Here is a 25449-nt window from a genome sequence, read left to right as displayed (position 1 = left end):
AGAAATATGTTTTTAGAAATTGTAACACCAGAAGCTATTTTATTTTCATCAGAAGTTGATTCTTTATCAGTTCCTGGTATTGATGGTGAGTTTCAAATGTTAAATAATCACGCACCAATAGTCTCTGTTTTAAAAGAAGGTACTATTAAAATTCATATTCACTCTCAAGTAAATATAGAATTTGATGATTTACATGGTAAACTAATAGCAGATGAAGCTGATGATAAAATTTTAACATTGGCAATTAACTCTGGTACTTTAGAACTAAATGATAATAAAGCTATTATTTTAGCAGATTAATCATTTTAAATAAAATTAAAAGCCTCACAATATTTATATGTTGTGAGGCTTTTTTTGTTAGTCAGATTATAGTTTATCACAAAAAAAACATCTTTATTTATAAAGATGTTTTTTTTAGCAATTTTCCCTTTTTGAGACGCATTTACCTTAGTAAATATAACACTACAAATATCAAAGATTATTACATTATATGTAAGAGTGAAAACATTGATATTTATATAGGAAAAACCCCTTTTTTATTTTCTTATGATGTTTACGTTTAAAATTTATAGTATATTTTCACATTAATAACTTTTAATTTATTTAAAATGAAATCTTTAAGTACCAAAGTATGCATATTGTTTGTTTTTATATTTTCAATTATTTCTTGTAAACAAGTCAACACCAAGTCTATAAATGACACTGGAGCTGTAGATTTATCATGTTATCCAAATAGTAAAAGACCAAGTCAAGCTATTACTTATAAGGAAATGGCTAGTATGTTCCATGAGTACGATAATGGGCAAAAAAAAGTGTTAGATGAGTATATAACTAAGAAATCTGGAGGTAAAGAAAAAGTCGCTACACTTTCTGAATTTTTTAGTATTGATGAATTGAAACAATACATTGCTTATATAGAAAAAACTTCTAAAGAAAAAGATATTGAGCTAACAGGAATCAAAATTTTTACTGCAGCCTACCCTTCAGATTATAATATTGAAGCCTATAGAAATAGAGTTTCTTTTATTTTAATGCCAACAACAAATATTGGTGATGATAAAAACGTTGCTTACGAGCCATTAAAATCAACCAAAGGTAAGCCAGTATCTATGCAGAGTGTTTTAAATAACTATGCAGGTGAATCTACAAAAAAAGTAAATAGAGCCTCAATATTATCTTTTAGATTTATGCAAGAAGATGATGATAGCTCTGCACTTAATAGAGGTTCTATAGATCCTAAAACTGATTAGTTATGTCTTTTGAGTTGGCAGAAATTTATAAATATTTTGAATACTTATCTTTAATTTTATCTTTATTTTTTTATAATAAATACAAGAACTATAGGTTTTATAAATTTTTTGTAATTTTTTTGTTTACGGGTGTAATATTCAATTTAATTGGTACTTATATTTTTAGCACAAAAAATTTGTGGTTATTCAATATCTATACTTTTTTTGAGTTTAATATTTTTACCTTATTATATTATCATCTTATTTCCTATAGAAGTAATTTAAAGATTGTTAAATTATTGGCTATTGTATTTAATTGTTTTTATTTTTTAAGTTTCCTTTTAAAAGAGTTACAAGCTTATTCAGTACCTTTTGAGGCGTTAATTAATAGTGTGTTTATAATTATATATTTTAAAGAATTATTAATGTCTGATAAAGTTTTAAATTACAAGAAATTATTACCTTTTTGGATTTCTGTAGGTTATTTAATTTTTTATTTAACTACAATTCCATTTTTTACAATAGTTTATTTTAACTTTTTTAAAGCTGATTTTGGTAGTGAACTACTCTATTCTATTATTATTTTGCTTAATTTGTGTTTTATATATGGATTAATTAGATGCAAGACCAAGGAAATATAGTACTTATAATATCATCATTACTAATACTTTTTATAGTAGTAGCTTTAATAATATTATTTACAGTTTTTCAGAAAAAGAAAACATTTTTATTAGAAAAACAAGAAGAAGATAAAAAACGTTTTGAAAGAGAAATAGCAGAAACTCAAATAGAAATTAGAGAGGAAACTTTAAGAAATATTAGTTGGGAATTGCATGATAATATTGGTCAATTATTAACCTTAGCAAAAATACAGTTGCAAAATGCAACTAAAGAGAATATAGCAGAAGTAACAAAAACCATTTCTCAAGGATTAACAGAAGTAAGATCTTTATCAAAATTAATTAATCCAGAAGCGATAAAGAATATAGATTTAAAAGAGGCTATTCAATTAGAAATTGATCGCTTTAATCGTTTAAATTTCATAGCATCTAGTTTAGAGGTTAATGGAGAAGAACAAGAGATTGATAAAAAATCTACCATTATTATTTTTAGAATTTTACAAGAATTTTTTTCAAACACTATAAAACATTCAAGAGCTTCAGAATTAAAAGTAATTTTAAATTATTCACAAACTAATTTGTTGATTATAGCTAAAGATAATGGAGTTGGTTTTTCATCCGAAGTAAAAAAGGATGGTATTGGGTTGATAAATATTAAAAATAGAGCTAATTTAATTGGTGCAGAAGCCTTGTTTACATCAGAAAAAAATAAAGGTACATCCTTAGAAATTAATTATAAATTATGACGAATTACTCAGTAGTTGTTGTGGATGATCACACGTTATTATCGCAAGCAATACAAACAATGGTTAATACTTTTGAAAAATTTGAAGTGTTGTATACTTGTAAAAACGGTCAAGAATTAGTCAATCAATTTTCTGGTTCACCCGAAAATATACCTGATATTGTTTTGATGGATATTAATATGCCCATTTTAAATGGAATTGAAACCACAGAATGGATTCAAAAAAATCATCCAATAGTAAATGTAATGGCTTTGTCTGTAGAAGATGATGATAAAACCGTTTTAAAAATGCTAAAAGCTGGTGCAATAGGTTATCTATTAAAAGACACTGAAAAATCTGTGTTAGAAAAAGCCTTGATAGAAATTGCAGAAAACGGGTTTTATCATTCTAAAAATGTAACCAATTTATTAATGAAATCTATTTCTGGTAATGGAGATGAAGAAATAGTTTTAAAAGAAAAAGAAATTATATTTTTAAAATTGGCGTGTACTGAATTAACTTATAAAGAAATTGCAGATAGAATGTGTTTAAGCCCGAAAACAATAGATGGTTACAGAAATAACTTGTTTATAAAACTTAATGTAAAAAACAGAGTTGGTTTGGTGATGTATGCTATTAAAAATAAGATATACACTCCATAAAAATATCGTAAATTTGCGGTATGGAAGAAACAAACAGACAAAGAAAAATTGCAGGAGTTCTGCAAAAAGATTTGGTAGATGTGTTGCAGAAAGCTGCACAAGATGGAATGAAAGGTGTTATTATATCTGTTTCTAAGGTTCATGTAACTTCAGATTTAGGTGTTGCAAAGGTGTATTTAAGTATTTTTCCATCAGAAAAAAGAGATGAAATTGTAAAAGGAATACAATCAAATACTTTTTTTATTCGTCATGAAATGGCAAAAAGAACTAGAAATCAATTAAGAAGAATGCCAGAATTATTATTTTTTGGTGATGATACTTTAGATTATTTAGAAGAAATTGATAAATCTTTAAAGGGTGAAGATGAAAATCCTATTAAAAACCCTGATGTTTTACCAAGACGTAAAAAAATATAAATTCAATATACTTCATTGAATTTTTCTCTATACATAGCCAAAAGATATTTATTTACAAGAACCAGTAATAATGCTATAAATATTATTACCATAATCGCATCTTTTGGTGTTATTGTTGGTTCTTTAGCCTTATTTATTATACTCTCTGGTTTTTCTGGTTTGCGAACTTTTAGTTATAGTTTGTTAGATGCTTCAGACCCTGATATAAAAATTTCTGTGGTTAAGGGCAAATCTTTTTTTATAGATGATGATATTCAGAATATTTTAGAAAATAATTCATCTATAAAAGTAAGTTCTAAAATTATTGAAGAACGTGTTTTTTTAGAATACAAAAGCAAGAATGAGATTGCTTATATAAAAGGAGTTGAAGAAAATTATGCACAAATTACAAATATAGATTCTACTTTAAGCGTAGGGAATTGGTTAGAAAAAGAATACTTAAAAACTGCTGTTGTTGGTAGAACTATAGCTGCAAAATTATCTTTGGGCGTTAGAAGTTTTGGTGAACCATTATCTATTATGATACCAAAACCAGGTACAGGCTTTATAAATCCTACTAATGCATTTTATAAAACTAATGTTCAGATTGTGGGTTTATACACAGGTACAGAGGATTTTGAAGGTAAATATGTGTTTGTAAATTTAGAAGAAGCTAAACGATTATTAAGGTTTAAAGAAAACCAAGTTACTGCAATTGAGTTAAAACTAACTGATGATTTATTAGCAGATGAATTTGCAGAAGAACTTCAACAAAAATTGGGAGATACTTTTAAAGTACAAACCAAAGAACAGTTAAATGAAGTGTTTTATAAAGTGATAAATACAGAAAATTTTGTTTCTTATTTAATTTTTACATTGATTGTAATTATTGCCTTATTTAATGTAGTTGGAGCTATAATTATGATGATTATAGATAAAAAACAAAACTTAAAAACCTTATTCAATTTAGGAACAACCATAAAGGAGATAAAACGAATATTTGTTTTACAAGGTTTTTTACTAACTATTACAGGTATGGTAATTGGTTTATTAATAGGTGTAATAGCTGTTTTTATACAGATAAAGTTTGGCTTTTTTATGATAACAGAAAACTTGCCTTACCCTGTAGAATTTAGATTATCTAACCTTTTCATAGTAATATTTACAATTACAACACTTGGGTTTATAGCCGCTAAAATTGCAAGTAGCAGAATATCTAAAGAATTTGTAGAAAAGTAAATTATCTAATTTCTCGAATAATAGTATTTCCAAATTTTTCTTCTACTTCATTAAAAGCGTTAAAAACATCTTTAGGATCATCAGAAGTAACCATTTTGGTTCTGTATTCTTTAAAATGTGGAATTCCCTTAAAATAGTTGGTGTAATGTCTTCTTGTTTCTACAACTCCTAAACGTTCACCTTTCCAATCTATAGCCATTTGTAAATGTCTTCTTGCCATTTCAGTACGCTCACCAATTGTGGGTTTAGGTAAATATTCACCAGTTTTAAAATAGTGTTTTATTTCGTTAAAAAACCAAGGATAACCAATAGAAGCTCTACCGATCATACAACCATCTAAACCATATTTATCGCGCATTTCCATAGCTCTTTCTGGTGATGTTACATCTCCATTTCCAAAAACAGGAATATGCATTCTAGGGTTGTTTTTTACTTGTGCAATTGGTTTCCAATCTGCATCACCTTTATACATTTGTGCTCTTGTTCTTCCGTGAATCGCAATTGCTTTACAACCTACATCTTGCAAACGTTCTGCAACTTCTACAATTCGTATAGAATCATGATCCCAACCCAAACGTGTTTTAACTGTAATTGGTAAATTGGTGTGCTTAACCATCGCTTCTGTTAAAGAAACCATTAAGTCTATATCTTTTAAAATACCTGCACCTGCACCTTTAGAAACTACTTTTTTAACAGGACAACCAAAGTTGATATCAATAATATCAGGATTTGATTTTTCAACAATTTCAATGGTTTTTAACATAGAATCTAAATTGGCACCAAAAATCTGAATACCTACAGGTCTTTCTTTTTCGTAAATATCTAGTTTGATAACACTTTTTGCTGCATCTCTAATTAATCCTTCTGAAGAAATAAATTCGGTATACACAACATCTGCACCATTTTCTTTGCATAAAGCTCTAAAAGGTGGATCTGAAACATCTTCCATTGGTGCTAACAATAATGGAAAATCGGGTAATTCTATGTTGTCTATTTTAACCATACTGCAAAGATACTTTAATATTTTGAGCATAAAAAAACCTCTTACAAAGTAAGAGGCGTTTATTGAGATAAAGAGTTTATTTTTTTAAAACTCTTTTGGTAATTACATTATTTTCTGATATAATTCTTACTAAATAAATACCAGATGTGTAATTTGAAAAATCAATTTTAGTTGCTTGGGTTTTTAAAACTTTTTTACCAATCGTATTATAAATTTCTGCATATTCAAATTCTCTTGAACTTTCTATAGTTAAGAAATTGGTAACAGGATTTGGAAATATTTTTACATCATTTAAAACAAAATTTTCTGTTGATAAAACTGTACTTCTGCATTCATCAAGATCTGCAACAAAGTTGCTTTTTGTGTCTTTTTTAAAATCTAATAAATAGTTTGCACTTGTATCATCTACCATAATACAAGTTAAATTGGGTGTGTTTGTAGCATTAAAAGAAGTGATGTTTGCATTGTATCCGTTTTTAATACTGATAGTAACTACATTCGGATTATTACTTAAATCGAGTGCTTTTAGATTTTTAAGTTCTTCTAAATTTAAAGTTTCAAAGCTGTTATTGCTGATAATTAGCGTTTCTAATTCTGATGTTTTAGTAGCAACTTCACGTTTTTTACCTGATGTTTTACTAATTAACGAAATCTTTTTTCTTGTTAACGGACTTAAATCATCAATATTATTACCAGATAAATTCAGTTTTTTAACTCTAGAGAAAGCTTGTAGACCTTCTACAGTATTTAAATTTTTATCACTTAAATCTAATTCATCAGCAAAAGCTTCTGCTTCTGCAATGGTTATATTTCCATCATTATTTGCATCTAAACCAGCAATTGATTCTAAAATTGATTGTGTTTTTTCATCAACATCTATGGTCCAAACATCATTACAATCTAAACTAAAAGTAGCTTCGTCATCTATACCTTTAGACCAATTTGTGTTGGCATAATCTACATCCCAAACTTTTATACATGTTATATTGTTGTTGTTTGCAATTAAGCTATTTAAGCTTGTGTTTTGAGATAGATCTAATCTGTCTAATTCAGGATTATTTCTAATAATTAAAGAATTAAGTTGTGTGTTATTAGTTAAATCTATTGATGTTAAAAGGTTATTATCAATATTTAAAACTTTTAACGATGTGAATTCTTCTAAACCTGATAAATCAACAATATTAAGAGATGCTAATTGAAGTGTTTCTATAGAGTTTGCTGTACTAGCTAAAATATAACCATCTAATACTGTATCAAAATTATTATTTATTAAACCACGTTCAAAATTTTCATCAGCAATTCTTATATAACAATTATCGCCAAAAGAAGCTTCGTTATCTATGTTTTCTGACCAGTTTTGGTTTGCATAATCTACATCCCAAACATTTATACAAGATAAGTTATTAGATCTTGCTTCAAAATCTTTAAGTCTGATGTTGTTTGTTAAATCTAAAGTGGTAAGATTATTTCCCCTTAATCCTAATTCTTCTAAATTTCTGTTATTACTTAGATTTATTGATTTTAGACCTAAGAAAGTATTCATCCCCATAAAACTAAGTTCTAGTTTTTTTAGATTTGTATTATTAGATACATCAATATTTTCAATTTCATTACTAGCAATTTGAAACTCTTCTAATTTTATATTGCTACTTAGATCTATAGTTGTTAGTTTATTGCCAGAAAGTAAAAGTCTTTCTAAATTTGGTAAAGAGCTTACATTAAAACTAGTTAAGTTGTTATTGTAAAAATCAACTTCTATTAGCGTTGTTGTTTCAGGAAGTATTACAGATTCTATTTCGCTTCTTTGAGCAATAATAGTTTCTAGAAGTAGGTTTTCAGATAAATCTACATTTTTGATAGAATTATTACTAAAACTTAACGATTTTAAGCTGGTAAAGGCTTCTATTCCAGTTAAATCTTCAATTTTAATTGTTTCAGTATTATTTAAAGAAAGAGATAATGTTTCTCTGTTTTCAATAATAGATTTTAATACAAAATCATCTATTGTATTATCAAATTTACTTTCAAAATTATCATCTGGCATATATACATAATCACCACCAAAGAAATTACAGTTGTAGTAAAAATTAGTATGATTGTCTATAACTGTATAGTTTTCTGTTGCATAATCTACATCAATAACATCAATACAGGTTAAATTAGTGTTTCTTACTGAAGCGAAATCAGTTAGTTTTGGTAAATTTTCTGAACTTATTTTTAAATTTAAACTACTAAGGTTATTATCATTAACCAATAATGTTTCAAGATTTTCGGTTTCACTTATATCTAAAGTAGTTAAATTATTAAAACTACAATCCAACGTTTTTAAATCATTTGCAGTATTGTGGTCTAGTGTTAATACTTCCATTTCATTATCTCTACATTGCAATTCTTCTAAATCAAATAAAAGCGCAAGGTTTAGTTCTATAATATTATTATTTCTAACATCTAGCTTTTTTAAGTTGTTTTTTCCTGATAACTCAATAGTAGATAAGTTACAGAAACTAGCATCTAAAGAAATTAAAGAAATCATTCCGTCTAAATTTATTTCTAAAAGTTCATTATTACCTCTAAGATCTAGTTCTTCTAAGTAAACTAAAGATAAATTAGATACATTAAATGAGGTAAATTTGTTAGATTTTAAACCTAATTTTTTGGTTGACCTAGATACTTTTATAGTTGTTAAATTATTATAATCTGCATTTACATCTTTTATAGAACTGCTCCAAGTATCTAATGTTGTTAATTGATTACTATTAACATCTATTGTTTCTAAATTACTGTTGCGATTTGAAAGTACAATTTCTGTTAACAAATTAGCAGATACATCTAAAGTTACCAAAGCATCAAAATCTTCTATACCTGTTAAATCTTTAATTCCTCTAGCTACCATTGCTAAGTCTTCTATTTGGTTGATGTTTGCTGTTAACACATAATCGTCTAAAGTTTCATCTGTATCAATACCATTGTCTATCAAATATTGTTCAAAATTATCATCTGGAATATAAGTATATAGACTTAGGCAGTTTTCTGAAAATTCTGTTTGGCTGTCTTTATTAAAATTACCATTTTCTGTAAAATTGAAACTATTGGCAATATTTACATTATCTACTTCTACACAAGTTAGTCTTGGATTATTGTCAATACGAAGCGTACTTAAGTTGCTTACATTTAATTTTAACGTATGTAATTTGTTGTTTGTTAGAGAAATAGTTTCTAAATTATTATTGTTTTTTAAATCTAAAAAAGATATTAAATTATCTGTTAAATCTAAATCTCTTAATGCTGTAAAGTGTTGAATACCCTCTAAATTTGTGATACCTCTATCATAAGCAAAAAGATAAGTTACATCTTCTATGTTTGATAGTAAAACTTTATTGTCTAATGCATCATCTAAATCTCTTTCAATAAGATATTGCTCAAAAGCATTATCTGGAATATCTACTGTTCTAGTGTCTCCACAATTCACATTAAATGAAGTTTGAGAATCAATATTAGTAAAGTTTGTGTTTGCAAAATCTAAGTTTGCAGCCTCAACTTCTATACACTCTAAATCTGGATTATTTGTAGCATTAAATTCTGTAATATTTTGAGTATTTCCTGTTTTTAGAATTATTTTACTTAAACTATTATCTTGTGCATAAAATTTGGTTAAACTGTTAATACCAGTTACATCTAATTCCTCAATATTATTATTGTTACAAATTAATTCTTCTAATTGAAATAAAGAAAATAATTCTAAACTTGTAATTTGGTTAGAGCTACAATCTAAATGCGTAATTTGATATAGTGAATTTGTATCCAAAGCATTTAAGTTATTGTTATTGATACTTAACTCTTGAAGAAAATTATAATTAAAACTTTCAAATTCGTTTAAACCCATACTATTTAAAGACAATTTTGTTAAGTTAAAATTCTGACTTAAATTAAAAGTTAGATTGGTATTTCCATCTAAAATTAATTCTTGAAGCGCTTCAAAATCTTCAATACCCGTTAAATTTTCAATACCAAGATTGCTTAAATCTAAAGTATTTACTGTATTAATATTTGCTGTTAATACTTGATTATCTAAATCTCCTTCATCATATCCATTATCAATTAAAAATTGTTCAAAAGCATCATCAGGAACATTTGTTGTTAAACTAGACGTTGAGCAGTTTTCTGAAAAAGAAGTTTGATCATCCTTAGTATGTAAACCTAAATCATCATTAAACACAAAATTTTGAATAACATTTATATCATCAACATCTACACAAGTTAAATTTGTATTGTTTTCTAAATGAAGCTCTTGTAAATTACCAACATTGATTTTTAAAGAAGTAAGGTTATTTGTTTTTATATCTAAAGTAATTAAATTTTGGATATTAGATAAATCTAAAGACGTTAAACTATTTTCAGAAGTATTTAAGTGCTGTAAACTGGTAAAATCTTGAATACCTTCTAAACTATTTATATTTTTGTTTTTGATGAATAAATTTGAGATAGTATTTATATCTTCCGTTAAAACATAACCATTATTGGTGTCTGAATCGTCTAAACCTAACTCACGTAAAGCAGTTTCAAAATAAGGATCTGGAATTAAAGTTCTATCTCCATTATCAACAATTGTTTCACCATAAAAATGCAACTCTTTGCCTAAGGTTTGATTCTCAGCAACAAAAAGCAATTTATCACCCAAAACATTAAAGTATTCTGGTTTAAAATCGTTTTCTGTGTTCATATCAGCCACTAATACTGTACCTGCTTCTGTACCATTACTTTTCCATAATTCCTCTCCAGTTGTTCCATCATTTCCTTGAAAGAATATAAGATTATTATAAACAACTAGTTTGGGGTTAGATATACCTGCATTTGGGCCTTCATATATTTCTTTTATTTTGCTAATTTCTACCCCTTCTTCTATAGTCTCAAATATCCATAATTCATTACCTGAAGTAAATTGAGGACCTGCAGCAAAATAATATTTATCATTTAACTCAACACCATCTTTTAAGTTAATACTAGAACCATTAGGTTCTATGGTTTTAAAAAATCCTGTTCCATCTTCTGTTCCATCTGATTTAAAAATTTGAAAACCATCATTTATATTCGCTTTAAAATATAAACGATCTTTAAAAATGATTAAATCACTAGGATAGCTACCATTTGATCCTGATTTTAAATCTTTAACAATAGTTGTGGTAGCAGAAGTACCATTAGTTGTAGCCCATAACTCTCTACCATATTGTGAATCTGCAACAAAATATAATTTATTTTGAAATGTTATTAAATCTGTAATATTAGATCCAGAATTACCAGGTTTTATATCTTTTACAATATTTGTGTTTTCTGGTGTACCATCAGAAACCCACAATTCTTTTCCTCTATCAGAATCATCAGCAGAAAAATAAAGTTTGCCATTAAATATAGTTAAATGTTCTATGCTAGCACCTTCACTACCTGGGTTTATATCTTTAAAAAGAAAAGTAGTTTCTGTTGTACCTTCTGTTGTCCATAACTCTTGTCCATTTATGCCATTATCTGCAGTAAAAAATATTTTACCTTGAAATTCAATCATTTCTGTTTCTGCACCTAAAGAACCTAGAAAGTAACCATCATGAATATCTTTAATTATTTCAGTGCCATTAATTGTGCCATCTGTAACCCAAAGTTCTTGACCAAGTGTGCCAAATGATGCTGCAAAATAGAATTTATTATTAAATTCAATACCAGAATTTGGTCTACCATCTTTTAAGCCCTCTTTAAGAATTACTGTACCACTTTCAGTACCATCAGAAATATATATTTTACTTTGAGGGTCTGCACTTTCTGCCTGAAAAATAAGTTTGTTATTAAACTTATTAAAGTTAATAGGATTTGAAGGTTGTGCTCCTGAATAAATGTCCTTTAAAATATTTATGTTTTGTCCTATCATTTGAAATGATATAAAACATAAAATAAGTAAATAGTAATGTTTAGTTTTCATAATTTCTCATATTTTAGTTAGTATTAAGAGTCAATTTTTTTACTCAATCAAATTTAATTGATGATGTTCTTTATACTTATAAATCTTTAGTGAAACAGGTTTTTTTTTTAGTGAAACATGAAGTAGATGTTTTATTAAAAAACTATAAATCAATGTTTTGAATTTTATTTAATAAAAAACCTCTTAAAGTTTTAACTTTAAGAGGTCTTATAAATTGAAGTGTAATTTTAAAAGCTAATTAATGTTTTTTATTACTTTTAAAAGAGCAGGCCTTCTAGCTTCGCTCAATGAAATTTCTATGGAATTTAAATGCAATGTTTTTTTACCAATATCAGTTATTTTATTGGTGTTTACACAGTAACTTCTGTGTGGTACAAAAAAGTGATTTCCTTTTAATTGCTCTCTTACTTTTTTTAATGTATGAGGCACTAATATTTTTTTAGGTTCTACGTGAATGTAACAATAATTATCGTAAGCTTCTAAAAACAAGATGTCTTTTTCTGGAATTCGATAGACATAACCATCAGATTTTACCGACAATATGCTTTTTTTTTCCGATAAGTATTTATTCCAAACCACAGAAATACTGCTCCATAAACCTGCTGTTGTATAAGGTTTTACTAAATATCCTAGAGGTTTGGTATTATTTACTTCAGATATGGTTAAAGGATCTGTTTGTGCTGTTAAATAGAAATAAGGCAATTGAATCTTATCTAACTCCTTAGCAAAAACAATACCATCAAATTTTCCTTTCAGTTGAATGTCTACCAAACATAAATCTGGTTTTTTTTCGTGTAAAAGTTCTAGTGCGATTTCTAAATTTTTGGCAATACCAACTACAGTAACATCATTTTTTTCTAATGTATTTTTTATGGTCCTAGAAATAAAAGGATCGTCTTCAATAATTAAAAATCGGTGTTTAGCCATTATGTTTTTTAAAAGTGATGTTTACCCCAAAATCGTTTTCAGCAAAAGGCTGCTTTTCAGCTTCTAAACGTTCAATAAGAATTTCAATCAATTCAGAACCATAATTCTTTTTAGTTTCTGAAGTTTTTTCTGATGTACCATTATCAAACATTTTAAACTGAATGGCACCATCTTTCTCATCAATGGTTAAATTGATGATTTTTTCTAATTTGTTTTCTTGCCAAGCATATTTAATCGAATTTGTAGCCAATTCATTTACCAATAACCCAATTGAAGTTGCAGTATCAATATCTAAGATTGTTGAAAAAATATTAGTTTTAAAATTAATATTTTCAGACGCGTAAGAGCCCATTATTTCTTCAATTAAATCATTTATGTAAATTTTTAAATCGATACTTAATAAATTATCTTTAGCATATAATTGTTGATGCAATACAATCATAGAATTTACTCTTTGTACGGCATTGTCTAAAGCAGTTACAGCAGCTTCAGCTTCACTTCCTTGGGCTTGTAATTGCAATAAACTACTTACCATTTGAAAACTATTTTTAACACGATGATGAGTTTCTCTCAACAACATATTACGTTGATTTAATAGTTTTTCTAACTCAACTTTGTTTGCATTTAACAGCTTTCTTTTCTGGCTATTTTTATATAATAGAATTGCAACAATTAACAAAACAATAAAAGCGAAAATAGAAATATAACTCCATAATTTTTTTTTACTTTGCTCTTCTACAATCTGTTCTTCTTTTTTTCTAGTTTGGTATTTGGTTTCTAGTTCAGTAACGCTCTTATCGTAGAATTTTGAGTTTATAGAATCTTTTATCCCAATTAGCTTAGATTGATATTCTAAAGCTTCTTTTGGGTTATTTAAAAAGTTAGAAACTTTAGTCATAGCTTCGTAAAAACTTCTTTTTACTTGAAGATTTTTTTCTTCTTGAATACTCCTCTTTAAAATTGGAATATATTTTAGAAGTGCTTCATTATCCTTTAAATGGAGAGAATTTTCAATTAATTGTGTGTAATCTTGAACATATTCTCTTTGACCTTTTAAAGAGTCTAGCTCAACTATTTTTAAGAATAATGGTTGAGCTTCTTTATATTTACCTTGTTCTCTATAATTTTTGGCAATTCTTAAATAGCCTAAATTTTTTTCATAAGTTGATAAAACTTTAAGAGTTAAAAAGTAGTCTAAAGTTTTTTTAGCTTCATCATATTTCTTTAGCAAACTTTGCGAAATCCCTAAATTCACATAAGCTTTGGCTTCATCTCTTTGACCTTTTATAATTTTTGTGTTTTCAACAGCTTTTGTTCCATAATATTCTGCCTTTTTATAATCTGTAGACATATACATAATACATAGATTATTGTATAACGAAGAGACAAGTTTTGGATGTTTCTTTTCTGCAATTTCAATTGCTTTAAAGTAAAGTTCAGAAGCAGTTTTAAAATCATTTTTAACTTCTTCAAAATAAATCCCCTTAATTTCTATGTTTAAGACCTCTCCTATTGAAGAGTTGTTTTTCTGAGAATACTCAATGCCTTTATTAGCAAAATATAGAGTACTATCACTTTGTAATTCATATTTATCCCAAGCTTTATTAGAAATAGCTTTCGCTATTGAATCTACGTTGTTTTTTTGAGCGGATACTATACTTGATATTGAAATAAAAAAAAGTAGAATTGTAAAAGATTTCAAAATATAAACTTTTGATTGAAATCAAATTTAAAAAATAAACTAAAAAATAATTGAATTTTTGTATGTATCGTAATAAATTAAGTATGAACGGCTAAAAATTAATTTCCTTTTCAATTTCTGCCTCACCTCTCTTTACAACTACTTTAGTAGTATTCCCATTTTCAAAAACAGATAAAGCTCGCATATAACTCATCATATTTGTAACTGTACTATCACCTAATTTTATGACAATATCACCTTTTTTAAGTCCGGCTTTTTGGGCAGGTTTATCTTCAGAAACACCATCAATTCGCATTCCTTTTCCATCAAACAAATAATCAGGTATTACACCTAACCCAACTTTAAATCTAGGTGTACTATCACTTTCATTTTTGGTCTTTCTAAAAGCGAGTTTTCCATTATCATCTAAATCAGAAATAATATTAAAAATATAATCAGAAATTAAATACAATCCATCATAATTCAATTTTTCTGAATCATCTCCAGGTTTATGGTAATCTTCATGTTGTCCTGTAAAAAAATGCAAAACAGGAATATCTGCCAAATAAAAACTAGTATGATCACTTGGTCCAACTCCAGATTCTTGCTGAATTAATTTAAAACTATCATTATGCGATTTTAAAACTTGTTTAAAAATTGGCGAAGTTCCTGTACCATAAACTGCTAAAGATGAGTCTTTTTTCATGCGTCCAACCATATCCATATTTATCATATAAGATACTTTTTTGGTGTCAATCGTTGGGTTTTTTACAAAATAATTAGAACCTAAAAGGCCCATTTCTTCACCAGAAAAAGCCATAAAAAGAAAATTATTATTGGTGTTTTTTGCTTTTAGTTTTGCAGCTAAATTTAATAAAACAGCAATTCCAGAAGCATTATCATCAGCACCATTATGTATTGCTTTTATAGAATCTCTATATAAAGAACCTTCACCACCAAAACCTAAATGATCATAATGTGCGCCAATAATAACAGTATTTTCTGCTTTATTATCTATAAAACCAAGTACATTATTTCCTGTAATAGTTCCATCACCATTTACATTAAATTTTACTTCGTCATGCGGATTTGTTTTTGGCTTAAATGTAAAAGGTTGTAAGTATTTTTTTGTTCCTTTTTCTTGTAAGCCTAGTTCATAAAAACGTTTAGAAATATATGCTGCTGCTTTTTTTTCACCTTCGGTTCCTGTTTGTCGTCCTTCTAATTCATCAGAAGCCAAAAAAGTGACATCTTCTTTAATTCTGTTTTCTTGATTAATTTCTGGTTTGCAAGAAACTAAAATGCTCAAAAAGATAAAAAATACAAGGTTTTTCATAATGATAATATTATTTTAGCAAAGTTAATTAATAAATAAGAAAATGAGAATTCTTTCTTTACTTGTATTAGCGTCTTTGCTATTTTCTTGCAAAAACGATAAAAAACCAACTGTAGAAAAATCGACAAAAGAAGTTGTAAAAGACTCTTTAATTTATCCAGAAGAAACACATTTTAAAAGTATAAGACAAGTTACTTTTGGTGGCGATAATGCTGAGGCTTATTGGAGTTTTGATGACAAACAGCTTGTTTTTCAATCGAACTTTAAAGATTGGGGAGTAAACTGCGACCAAATGTTTTTAATGAATGCTGATGAAACATTTAAAGGTACTCAACCACCAATGATTTCTACAGGATTAGGTCGTACAACTTGTGCATATTTTTTACCAGATAACAAACATTTTGTTTATGGTTCTACACATTTAGTTGATAAAGAATGCCCAGATGTTCCTTTACGTAAAAACGGAAAATACGTTTGGCCTATTTACGATTCGTTCGATATTTTTGTGTCTGATTTAGAGGGGAATGTAGTTAAACAATTAACCAATGAAGTTGGTTATGATGCAGAAGCAACAGTTTCTCCTCAAGGAGATAAAATTGTATTTACATCTACCAGAAGTGGCGATTTAGAATTATATACCATGAATATTGATGGTTCTGATGTTAAACAAATTACAGACGAATTAGGTTATGATGGTGGTGCATTTTTCTCTCCTGATGGAACTAAATTAATCTTTAGAGCCTCTAGACCAAAAACTAAAGAAGAAATAAAAGCTTACAAAGATTTATTAGCTCAAGGTTTGGTTGAACCAACTGATATGGAATTATTTATTTGTGATGCAGATGGTTCTAATTTAAAACAATTAACAGATTTAGGAAATGCCAATTGGAGTCCGTTTTTTCATCCTTCAGGAAAAAAGATTTTATTCTCATCAAATTTTGAAGCAGAAAGAGGTTTTCCTTTCAATTTATATCTAATTGATATTGATGGTAAAAACCTAGAAAGGGTTACTCATGGAGAAACTTTTGATGCTTTTCCTGTATTTTCTAATGATGGTAAAAAACTTGCTTTTTCTTCCAATAGAAATAATGGAGGAGGACGTGATACAAATTTGTTTATAGCAGAGTGGCAAGATTAAAAATTTATTTTCAATATGATTTTAATCTTGTTATTATATAATTAAAAAATTATTACAATGGGAGCAAAAGAAAATATATTAAAAGACATTCATACTTTTATTTCAGGTCAGTTTTCAAATCCAGAAGAAGCATTCCAAAAGTTCGATAAAGATAAAGATGGATCTTTAAACAAAGATGAAATTAAAGATTTATTAAAAGAAGCTGGCGTAAATAGCTTTTTAAGAGGTTTGGTTGCTGGAGAAATGATTAAAGGTTACGACAAATCTGGCGATGAAACTATCAATTTTGAAGAATTTAAAGTTGCAATTGCAGAGTTGAATAGAGATTATTAATCTAACCCAAAAATAGTTCTAAAAGTACAATGGTTTCATTGTGCTTTTTTTATTTGACAAGGTGTGTAAATAACATATCTTTGTCAGTTGAAAGTAGTTAGAAAACGAAGTATGAAGAACATAAGAAACTTTTGCATAATCGCGCATATTGATCATGGAAAAAGTACATTAGCAGATAGATTGTTAGATTATACTGGCTCTGTAACAGAACGTGAAAAGCAGAACCAGCTATTAGATAATATGGATTTAGAGCGAGAACGTGGAATTACCATAAAATCGCATGCCATTCAAATGGATTATATCCACAATGGAGAACCATTTATTTTAAATTTAATTGATACTCCAGGTCACGTAGATTTCTCTTACGAGGTTTCTAGATCTATTGCAGCTTGTGAAGGTGCCTTGTTAATTGTAGATGCTGCACAAAGTATTCAAGCACAAACCATTTCTAACTTATACTTGGCTTTAGAGAACGATTTAGAGATAATTCCGGTTTTAAATAAGGTAGATTTACCATCAGCAAATCCAGAAGAAGTTACAGACGATATTGTAGATTTATTAGGTTGCGATCCAGAAGAAGTTATCCACGCAAGTGGAAAAACTGGTTTTGGAGTTGATAATATTTTAACGGCAATTATAGATAGAATTCCTGCGCCAAAAGGTGATCCAGAAGCACCATTACAAGCCTTAATTTTCGATTCTGTTTACAATTCTTATAGAGGAATTGAAACCTATTTTAGAGTGATAAATGGAGAAATCAAAAAAGGCCAAGAGATTAAATTCATGGCAACTGGTAAAAATTATTTTGCTGATGAAGTTGGTACTTTAAAACTTGAACAGGTTGTAAAAAAATCTGTAAAAACTGGTGATGTTGGTTATTTAATTACGGGTATTAAAACAGCTAAAGAAGTAAAAGTTGGTGATACAATTACAGACGCACACAAACCAACAACAGAAATTATTGATGGTTTTGAAGACGTAAAACCAATGGTTTTTGCAGGTATTTACCCTGTGGATACAGAAGATTATGAAGAGTTGCGTTATTCTATGGAAAAACTGCAATTAAATGATGCTTCCTTAGTATTTCAACCAGAAAGTTCTGCAGCTTTAGGTTTTGGTTTTCGTTGTGGATTCTTAGGGATGCTGCACATGGAAATTATTCAAGAACGTTTAGAGCGTGAGTTTAATATGACAGTAATTACAACAGTACCTAACGTTTCGTATCATGCGTACACAAAAAAGGAACCTGATGAATTAATTATGTTGAATAACCCAACAGATTTACCAGATCCTTCTAGATTAGATAGAGTAGAAGAGCCTTTTATTAAAGCTTCAATTATTACAAAATCAGATTTTGTTGGGCAAGTAATGAGTTTGTGTATTGAAAAACGTGGGCAAATTGTAAACCAAACCTATTTAACAACACAAAGAGTTGAGTTAATTTTCGAAATGCCATTAGCAGAAATTGTATTCGATTTTTACGATCGTTTAAAAACGGTTTCTAAAGGATATGCTTCTTTCGATTATCATCCAATAGGTATGAAAGAATCGAAATTAGTAAGAGTAGATATTTTATTAAATGCACAGCCAGTAGATGCACTTTCTGCACTTTTACACGCAGACAATGCTTATTCAATTGGTAAAAAAATTGTTGAGAAATTAAAAACGTTAATTCCAAGACAACAGTTTGATATACCTATTCAGGCTGCAATTGGAGCAAAAATTATTGCCAGAGAAACTACAAAAGCTTTACGTAAAGATGTTACTGCAAAATGTTATGGAGGTGATATTTCTCGTAAACGTAAGTTATTAGAAAAGCAGAAAAAAGGGAAAAAGAGAATGCGTCAAGTAGGGAATGTAGAAATTCCACAAGAAGCATTTATGGCAGTTTTAAAATTGAATGATTAATTCCGTTTAAAACAAAATATTAAGAATAAAAAAACCTTTTTGAGAAATCAAAAAGGTTTTTCTAATTTGCAATTCTTTTTTTAATTATTGCAAGATTCATTAACATATTCTTCAAATGTTTTACCCTCAGGAATTCTAGCAGTTATGCCTATGGAACCAGTTGAAGTTGAAGAAGCGCTATTGGATACAGTTACTGTTCCATCTCCATTATTACAAATTGTTCGAAATAAAAAAATTCCACTACTCGAATAAGTTTTACAACTTTCACAATTTGAATCATTATCATCATTAGAACAGGCTAAAAACAATATTATAATTAATGCTGAAATAATTTTTTTCATAAGATTTTTTAAAAACAAATATATTTATAATATGTAAATTAAAAAAAAAATAACTTATTACGTAAAATAGATTTAAAGCTAATTCTTAAAACTGATAAAAATTAAGAATAAAAAAAGAATGTCTCAAGTAGGGAATGTAGAAATTCCAGAAGAAGCATTTATGGCAGTTTTAAAGTTGAATGATTAATTCTGTTTAAAACAAAATATTAAGAATAAAAAAACCTTTTTGAGAAATCAAAAAGGTTTTTTGTTTTAGGTTTTTTTGTTTAAAAAAATAAAAAATAGATGTGATAAATGTCATATTATACTTCCGTTTTCTAATGGAACTTTGTAGTAGTAAATCAATAGTGAGTCATTTAAAAAAAATAAAATATGTTACAAAATAGAAGAATATATTTGCCACCATTAAGCCTTATTGGTCCTGGAGCTTTAAAAGATTTAGGAGAAGAATTAAAAACGTTACATTATAAGAAGGCTCTTTTTGTTACTGATAAAATTTTGGTAAAATTAGGAGTTGCTCAAAATGTATTGGATGTTATAAAATCTGCTAATATTGAAACTGTTGTTTTTGATGACGTACATCCAAATCCAACTGTAAAAAATGTTGATGATGGGTTAGCATTATTAAAAGCAAATGATTGCGATTTTATTATCACTTTGGGTGGAGGATCTCCACAAGACTGTGGAAAAGCAATTGGTATTTTAGCTAAAAATGGAGGTCATATTGAAGATTATGAAGGAATTCATATGTCAAAAAATGCTTCTTTACCTATTGTCGCAATTAATACTACAGCAGGTACAGCAAGTGAAGTAACGATTAATTATGTAATTACAGATGAAAAACGCCATATAAAAATGGTAATGGTAGATAAGAACTGTTTGGTTTCTATCGCTGTAAATGATCCTGTATTAATGTTAGGGAAACCAGCATCATTAACAGCAGCTACAGGTATGGATGCTTTAACGCATGCTATTGAAACTTATGTTACAAAAGGAGCTTTTGGTTGGTCTGATGCGCTTGCATTAGAAGCTATTAAGTTAATTTCTCAGAGTTTGGAAATAGCTGTGGTAGATGGTCAAAATCTTGAAGCAAGAAGTAAAATGGCCTGGGGTCAGTTTATTGCTGGTCAGGCATTTTCAAATGCAGGTTTAGGTTTTGTGCACTCTATGGCACACCAACTAGGAGGTATGTATGATATGCCTCATGGAGTTGCAAATGCAATTCTATTACCTTATGTTGAAAAGTTTAATATCCCTTCTTGTGCTCATAAATTAAAGAAAGTGGCAAGAGCAATGGGTGTAGGAGTTTTAGAAATGAGCGACACACAAGGTGCTAATGCAGCTATAGAAGCTATTAAAGCACTTTCAGAATCAGTTGGTATTCCATCAGGATTAAAAGAATTTAATGTTAAAGAAGAAGATTTTGAGGAAATGGCAAAAAACGCTTTAGCTGATGTATGTACAGGAGGAAACCCTAGAGAAGTTACGTTAGAAGATACTATAGCAATTTATAAAGCTGCTATGTAAAATATAAATCGTTATTATAATGATTTTTTAGTAAATTTGTGTTAAGTAAAACCACTTTGCCTAGGCAAAGTGGTTTTTATTTATATTGTTCTGTATTTAAATATTTTTTTTACAATTTAATGAATTGCAAAATTAGATTGTATGGTAAGTGCTTTTGTGAAAATTTAACTCTCCAACCATTTTCTAAAGTCAGAAGTTATAGAAGAGCTTGTCATTACTTTTTCTTTATAATTTTTTACAGAAATCAATAATCTGTTTTTAAAATGACTTTCTATGTTTTCTATAAAATCGATATTTATAATTTCGCTTCTATTAATTTTAAAGAATTTTTTAGGATTTAACTGCTGATGAATTGCTCCTAAATTTTGTGAAATTGTATGTCGTTTTCCGTCTTTATCATTTACCAAACAGAAATCTCCAGAAGCAGTTATTAAAGCAATGTCTATGGCATTTAGCAATTGAATTCCTGTTGTTTTTTTAATTACAAAACGTTTTTTATAATTGTGGTTTTCTTCTTTTAAAGCAGATTTTAAAACATCAATAGTTTTATTATTTAAAGTATTGTAAGAACCTTTTTTAAACAAAGCTTGGTATTTTTGAATTGCTTTGTTAAAATCGTCTTGAGAATAAGGTTTTAAAATATAAGCAATTCCGTTTGTACTAAAAGCCTGAAACAAATAATCATCGTGAGCAGAACAAAAGATAATAGGTGCTTTTACATCTATGCTATTAAATAAATCAAAAGACAAACCATCTAAAAGCTGAATGTCTGATAGAATAAAATCGTAAGAATTTTCTGCTAAAAGTTTTTTTCCATCAAAAATAGAACGTGCCCAATCTTGCGATGTTTTTACATCAAAATAAAGATCTAAACACTTGGTTAGTTTTTGATATGCAGGAATTTCGTCTTCTAAAATTAATATTTTCATAGTTGTCTTATTTTTCTGCTTGCATCTCTGTCTTGTGGAGAAGTCTAATTGATAAAAATTTAGCTGCTTAATTCAATGATCGGAATAAAAATTTCAAATTTAGTATCCATATTATGAATTTGAATTTTCTCATCCGAAAGTAATTTATAACGTGCTTTTAAATTATCTAAACCTGTACCAAAAGATTCGTTTGTAGATTTTGTTTTCGATTTAGAATTGGTAATTATCAACCAACCTTCATTAATTGTTAGGGTTGTTTTAATGGCATTTGTACCATCAGTTTTATTATGTTTTACAACATTTTCTAATAATGTTAAAATAGATCCTGTGGGTATAAATTTATCAACTAAAGCAATGTTTTCTTCAATTGTAAATTCATAATCATCAGCAAATCTAGTTTTAATTAAAAAGATATAGTTTTTTGCAAATTCAATTTCATTTGCAAGTTCCATAACTTCTGCATCTTTGGTTTTAATTAAATATCTGTAAATTAATGACAATCGATTAATGTATTCTTTTGCCTTAATTGGGTTTGTGTCAATTAAAGAATCTAAAGTATTTAAGTTATTAAATAAAAAATGAGGATCTATTTGCGAACGCAGTAATTTTAATTCGTTTTCTTTCTGAATTTTCTGAGTTTCTACTAATTGTTGTTGGCCTTCATAGAATTTTTTAATGAGTAAAATTCCTAAAGGAAGCCCAACCATATCTGTGGCATTGTATAATCCTTTTTGTATAAAAGTAAAAATATTAGTAATACTATTTAAATTACTACCAGCACTTAACCTGCCAAAGATATTGTCTATTGTACCAAAAAAAGTTAAGAGTACTAAACTGCTTATGGCAAAAAGAAAATAGGCTTTTTTATGTACTAAAAACGCAGGGACAATTCTTTGAATAAATACTAGAATTATTACTATTGTAAATAAGATAGATGATGGAAAATCTACTAAATATTCGATTAATTTATTGCCTTCTTTATAATAATCTATACAACCAAAGAGCGTATTAAGTATAAATATTATGCTAAGAATTGTCCAGTCTGATTTATTTAATTTCGTATTCATAGTAAAACGAAGGTATTAATTACTGTCGTTAATTCTGTCTTCTTCGTCTGTATTTCTGTTTCTACTTGCTTTTTTCTTTCCAAATTTAGAACCAAAACTATATACAAATCTTAATTGAATATTTTGTCTAGAACCATTGCTTTCTACTGCTGCAGTTCCATTTCCATAATCTATAGAACCATTAAAACCTCTATTAAGCACTTTACTAAAACCAAGATTTACTTTTAATTTATCGTCTATAAACTTTTTACCGAAAGAAAAATCTAAATCTGCAAACCAATCTGCTTCAATTTGTCCTTCTAAAGCACCAGTTCCGTAATTTGCACTCAATTCAAAATTGATGTCCCAAGGTAACTGATAATTCGCTTGTAAGAACCAAATTAAATTCCATTTGTTTAAGTCTACACCATAAGTAGAAGATTGGTAATCTGTATTAGTAACAATAATACCTGTGTAACCTTCTAAACCTTGTGTAAAATTTACAGGTGCAAATAATCTAAAATTCCAGTTGGCATTATTTTCTACGTTTACTTCTTGCTGTCTTATTTGTGCAGTTTCATTGTCTTGTCTTATTAAATCAAAAATAACATCATCTGTTTTACTATAACCAATTGTAAAAAATGGTTGCCCTTCATAAGTTAAGTTAAATTGATAATTATTAGTGTAAGAAGGTGTTAAATTTGGGTTTCCTTCACCTGCAGAATATGGGTCTAAATAAGTAGCAAAAGAGTTTAAGCTGCTGTAAGATGGTCTTTGAATTCTGTAACTATATGATAAACTTGCACCTAAAATATCATTAAATTTTCTGCTGATAGAAGCACTTGGAAAAACTTTTTTAATTGGTCGTTTTTTTACTTCGGATGTTAATACTCCATTGTCTAAAAATGTTGAGGTTCCATCTGTATTACTATCTTCATAACGTAATCCACCAGAAAAAGACCATTTACCAGAAGTAGCATTAATTTTAGAATAAAAGGCAAAAATAGTTTCATCAATTACAAAACGACTGCTTTCATCATCATCTTTATCAAAATTACCATTTGTGTTTAGTGAAAAAGATTGTAAATCATTGTCGGTTTTTACATCAGCAAAACGAGTACCTACACTAACTTTTAAATCGTCAGAAAATGATTTAGAATAATCTGCTCTATATGTTTTTATAGAATAGGTACCATCTTGAATGTATTTTCGGTCTGTAAAAGAAATTGTGCTACCTGCTACATCAGATAAAATATTGGTATTATCATTGGAGAAATCTACATAATTAAAATCGATAACTAATTTGTCTGTATCTGTTTTGTACTCATAATAAGGGTTGATGTTAAAGTTTTTTCTTTCTCTATCAAAACTGTTTTCAGAAAATAAAGTATTTGTAGTGTTGTCATCAGAAATAATAGTTTCGCTAGTTGCAATTCTGTCTGAGTTTCTTGTGTTTATTCTTGCTCCAATACCTATTGAATGTTTGTCGTTAATATAATAATCTAAACTACCACCAATATTAAAGTTAACAGGATCGTAAGGTTCTCTAGTAATTTGATCATATGTTTCATCGCCCACAGTTCTTATTAAGAATAAATCTTCTCTCCAAGTTGGTTTAGAATAACCTGCATTTGCTTGCCAATTTAATTTGTTTTTATAGCTGGCAATAGAAAAACCAGACCCCCATTCAAAACCTTCGTCTTCACCAATCCAAGTATTTACGCTACCATGTGTACCTAATTTTACATTTTTCTTTAAAATAATATTGATGATTGCTCCAGAACCAGAAGCTTCGTATTCTGCGCCAGGTTGTTCTACAACTTCAATTTTTGCAATATTATCTGCAGGAAAATCTCTTAATAAAGTTTCAACATCCATATATTCTGTTGTTTTTCCGTTTATTAAAATTCTTACACCACTATTACCAGCAATAGAAATTCCGTTATTTGTAACTAAAACACCAGGTACTTTTCGCATTACATCTTGTAAGTTGGTGTTAATCATTTCAGACTTTTCTAAATCTACAATTAGTTTTTCTGCTGTTTGTTTAATTACAGGTCTTTTACTTTTTACAACAACTTCGTTTAAGGTTTGTGTTTCTTCTTTTAAAGTGATGTTTAGTGTTTTGTCTGAGTTTAAATCAAAATCTTCTATTTTTTGAGTTGTAAACCCAAGCATCGAAATTTCTATTTTGTAATTTCCAGAAGCTATTTTATCAAAAATGTAAGTTCCATCATCATTAGAAACAGTTCCATTTGGTTTTGCTTCTTCACCGGTTTTATATAAAACGATATTTGCAAATGGTAAAGGTTGGTTTTGCTCATCAATAATTTTACCAGAGATTTTGTGTTGAGAAAATGTTGTTAAAATTCCGAAGAAAAAAAAGATAGTAATTTTTAAAACTTTCATAAGATTGATTTTTTAGGTGCTGTTTTAATATTGGTT

19 protein-coding genes are annotated in these 25449 nt (G+C 28.1%); 10 read left to right on the top strand and 9 right to left on the bottom strand.

The window, feature by feature from the left end:
• Positions 1 to 6: 6 nt before the first annotated feature.
• The 6 genes from ACJJVK_RS03040 (at position 7) to ACJJVK_RS03015 (ending at position 4870) form a co-directional block, all read left to right on the top strand.
• The gene (locus ACJJVK_RS03040; protein WP_405563009.1) at positions 7 to 300 is read left to right on the top strand and encodes a FoF1 ATP synthase subunit delta/epsilon; all 294 of its coding nucleotides are present in this window, start codon (positions 7 to 9) and stop codon (positions 298 to 300) included.
• A 308-nt stretch (positions 301 to 608) separates the two neighbouring features.
• Positions 609 to 1250: a hypothetical protein gene (locus tag ACJJVK_RS03035; RefSeq protein WP_405563006.1), complete on the top strand. Its 642-nt coding sequence runs from the start codon at positions 609 to 611 to the stop codon at positions 1248 to 1250.
• A gap of 598 nt (positions 1251 to 1848) precedes the next feature.
• Positions 1849 to 2595, top strand: a complete 747-nt coding sequence (locus ACJJVK_RS03030; RefSeq protein ID WP_405563003.1) for a sensor histidine kinase — start codon at positions 1849 to 1851, stop codon at positions 2593 to 2595.
• Entirely contained in the window at positions 2592 to 3236 is a 645-nt protein-coding gene (locus ACJJVK_RS03025; protein WP_215993904.1) for a response regulator transcription factor, read from the top strand. Before ACJJVK_RS03030 ends, ACJJVK_RS03025 begins: the two co-directional genes overlap by 4 nt.
• A gap of 20 nt (positions 3237 to 3256) precedes the next feature.
• Entirely contained in the window at positions 3257 to 3652 is a 396-nt protein-coding gene (gene rbfA, locus ACJJVK_RS03020; protein ID WP_215993903.1) for a 30S ribosome-binding factor RbfA, read from the top strand.
• 15 nt (positions 3653 to 3667) lie between these two features.
• On the top strand, positions 3668 to 4870 hold the full coding sequence (locus ACJJVK_RS03015) for an ABC transporter permease (RefSeq protein WP_405562999.1): 1203 nt from the start codon (positions 3668 to 3670) through the stop codon (positions 4868 to 4870).
• A gap of 1 nt (position 4871) precedes the next feature.
• On the opposite strand, the gene dusB is transcribed toward ACJJVK_RS03015, so the two are convergent.
• From dusB to ACJJVK_RS02990, 5 genes are all read right to left on the bottom strand, one after another.
• On the bottom strand, positions 4872 to 5873 hold the full coding sequence (gene dusB, locus ACJJVK_RS03010; protein WP_405562997.1) for a tRNA dihydrouridine synthase DusB: 1002 nt from the start codon (positions 5871 to 5873) through the stop codon (positions 4872 to 4874).
• A gap of 76 nt (positions 5874 to 5949) precedes the next feature.
• The gene (locus tag ACJJVK_RS03005; protein WP_405562994.1) at positions 5950 to 11838 is read right to left on the bottom strand and encodes an ELWxxDGT repeat protein; all 5889 of its coding nucleotides are present in this window, start codon (positions 11836 to 11838) and stop codon (positions 5950 to 5952) included.
• Positions 11839 to 12072: 234 nt separating this feature from the next.
• Entirely contained in the window at positions 12073 to 12765 is a 693-nt protein-coding gene (locus ACJJVK_RS03000) for a LytR/AlgR family response regulator transcription factor (RefSeq protein ID WP_405562991.1), read from the bottom strand.
• Complete coding sequence (locus ACJJVK_RS02995; protein ID WP_405562989.1) at positions 12758 to 14467, bottom strand: histidine kinase dimerization/phosphoacceptor domain -containing protein; 1710 nt, start codon at positions 14465 to 14467, stop codon at positions 12758 to 12760. Before ACJJVK_RS02995 ends, ACJJVK_RS03000 begins: the two co-directional genes overlap by 8 nt.
• Before the next feature lie 91 nt (positions 14468 to 14558).
• Positions 14559 to 15782 carry a M28 family peptidase gene (locus tag ACJJVK_RS02990; RefSeq protein ID WP_405562986.1) on the bottom strand — a complete coding sequence of 408 codons (1224 nt, stop codon included), beginning with the start codon at positions 15780 to 15782 and terminating at the stop codon, positions 14559 to 14561.
• A 43-nt stretch (positions 15783 to 15825) separates the two neighbouring features.
• Here ACJJVK_RS02990 and ACJJVK_RS02985 point away from each other — a divergent pair, with 43 nt between their 5' ends.
• The 3 genes from ACJJVK_RS02985 (at position 15826) to lepA (ending at position 19161) form a co-directional block, all read left to right on the top strand.
• Positions 15826 to 16920 (top strand): hypothetical protein, encoded by a 1095-nt coding sequence (locus tag ACJJVK_RS02985; protein ID WP_215993896.1) that lies wholly within the window; start codon positions 15826 to 15828, stop codon positions 16918 to 16920.
• 57 nt (positions 16921 to 16977) lie between these two features.
• Positions 16978 to 17253 (top strand): EF-hand domain-containing protein, encoded by a 276-nt coding sequence (locus ACJJVK_RS02980; protein ID WP_215993895.1) that lies wholly within the window; start codon positions 16978 to 16980, stop codon positions 17251 to 17253.
• Between the two features lie 111 nt (positions 17254 to 17364).
• Positions 17365 to 19161 (top strand): translation elongation factor 4, encoded by a 1797-nt coding sequence (gene lepA, locus ACJJVK_RS02975; protein WP_405562981.1) that lies wholly within the window; start codon positions 17365 to 17367, stop codon positions 19159 to 19161.
• 80 nt (positions 19162 to 19241) lie between these two features.
• Here the strand turns inward: lepA and ACJJVK_RS02970 are convergent, their stop codons facing one another.
• On the bottom strand, positions 19242 to 19502 hold the full coding sequence (locus ACJJVK_RS02970) for a hypothetical protein (RefSeq protein WP_405562979.1): 261 nt from the start codon (positions 19500 to 19502) through the stop codon (positions 19242 to 19244).
• Between the two features lie 372 nt (positions 19503 to 19874).
• On the opposite strand from ACJJVK_RS02970, the gene ACJJVK_RS02965 reads away from it, so the two are divergent.
• Positions 19875 to 21029 carry an iron-containing alcohol dehydrogenase gene (locus ACJJVK_RS02965; RefSeq protein ID WP_215993892.1) on the top strand — a complete coding sequence of 385 codons (1155 nt, stop codon included), beginning with the start codon at positions 19875 to 19877 and terminating at the stop codon, positions 21027 to 21029.
• A 164-nt stretch (positions 21030 to 21193) separates the two neighbouring features.
• Here ACJJVK_RS02965 and ACJJVK_RS02960 read toward each other — a convergent pair whose 3' ends face one another.
• The 3 genes from ACJJVK_RS02960 to ACJJVK_RS02950 are packed head-to-tail and all read right to left on the bottom strand — an operon-like array spanning position 21194 to position 25413.
• Positions 21194 to 21958, bottom strand: a complete 765-nt coding sequence (locus tag ACJJVK_RS02960; RefSeq protein ID WP_405562976.1) for a LytR/AlgR family response regulator transcription factor — start codon at positions 21956 to 21958, stop codon at positions 21194 to 21196.
• A gap of 59 nt (positions 21959 to 22017) precedes the next feature.
• Positions 22018 to 23025 (bottom strand): sensor histidine kinase, encoded by a 1008-nt coding sequence (locus ACJJVK_RS02955; protein WP_405562973.1) that lies wholly within the window; start codon positions 23023 to 23025, stop codon positions 22018 to 22020.
• Positions 23026 to 23040: 15 nt separating this feature from the next.
• A complete protein-coding gene (locus ACJJVK_RS02950; protein WP_405562970.1) occupies positions 23041 to 25413 on the bottom strand; it encodes an outer membrane beta-barrel protein in 2373 nt (790 codons plus the stop codon).
• Positions 25414 to 25449: the final 36 nt, after the last annotated feature.

It is taken from the genome of Polaribacter sp. Asnod6-C07 (assembly GCF_045063625.1).
Taxonomy (GTDB): Bacteria; Bacteroidota; Bacteroidia; order Flavobacteriales; family Flavobacteriaceae; genus Polaribacter; species Polaribacter vadi_A.
This window is presented reverse-complemented; position numbering and strand designations above follow the sequence as displayed.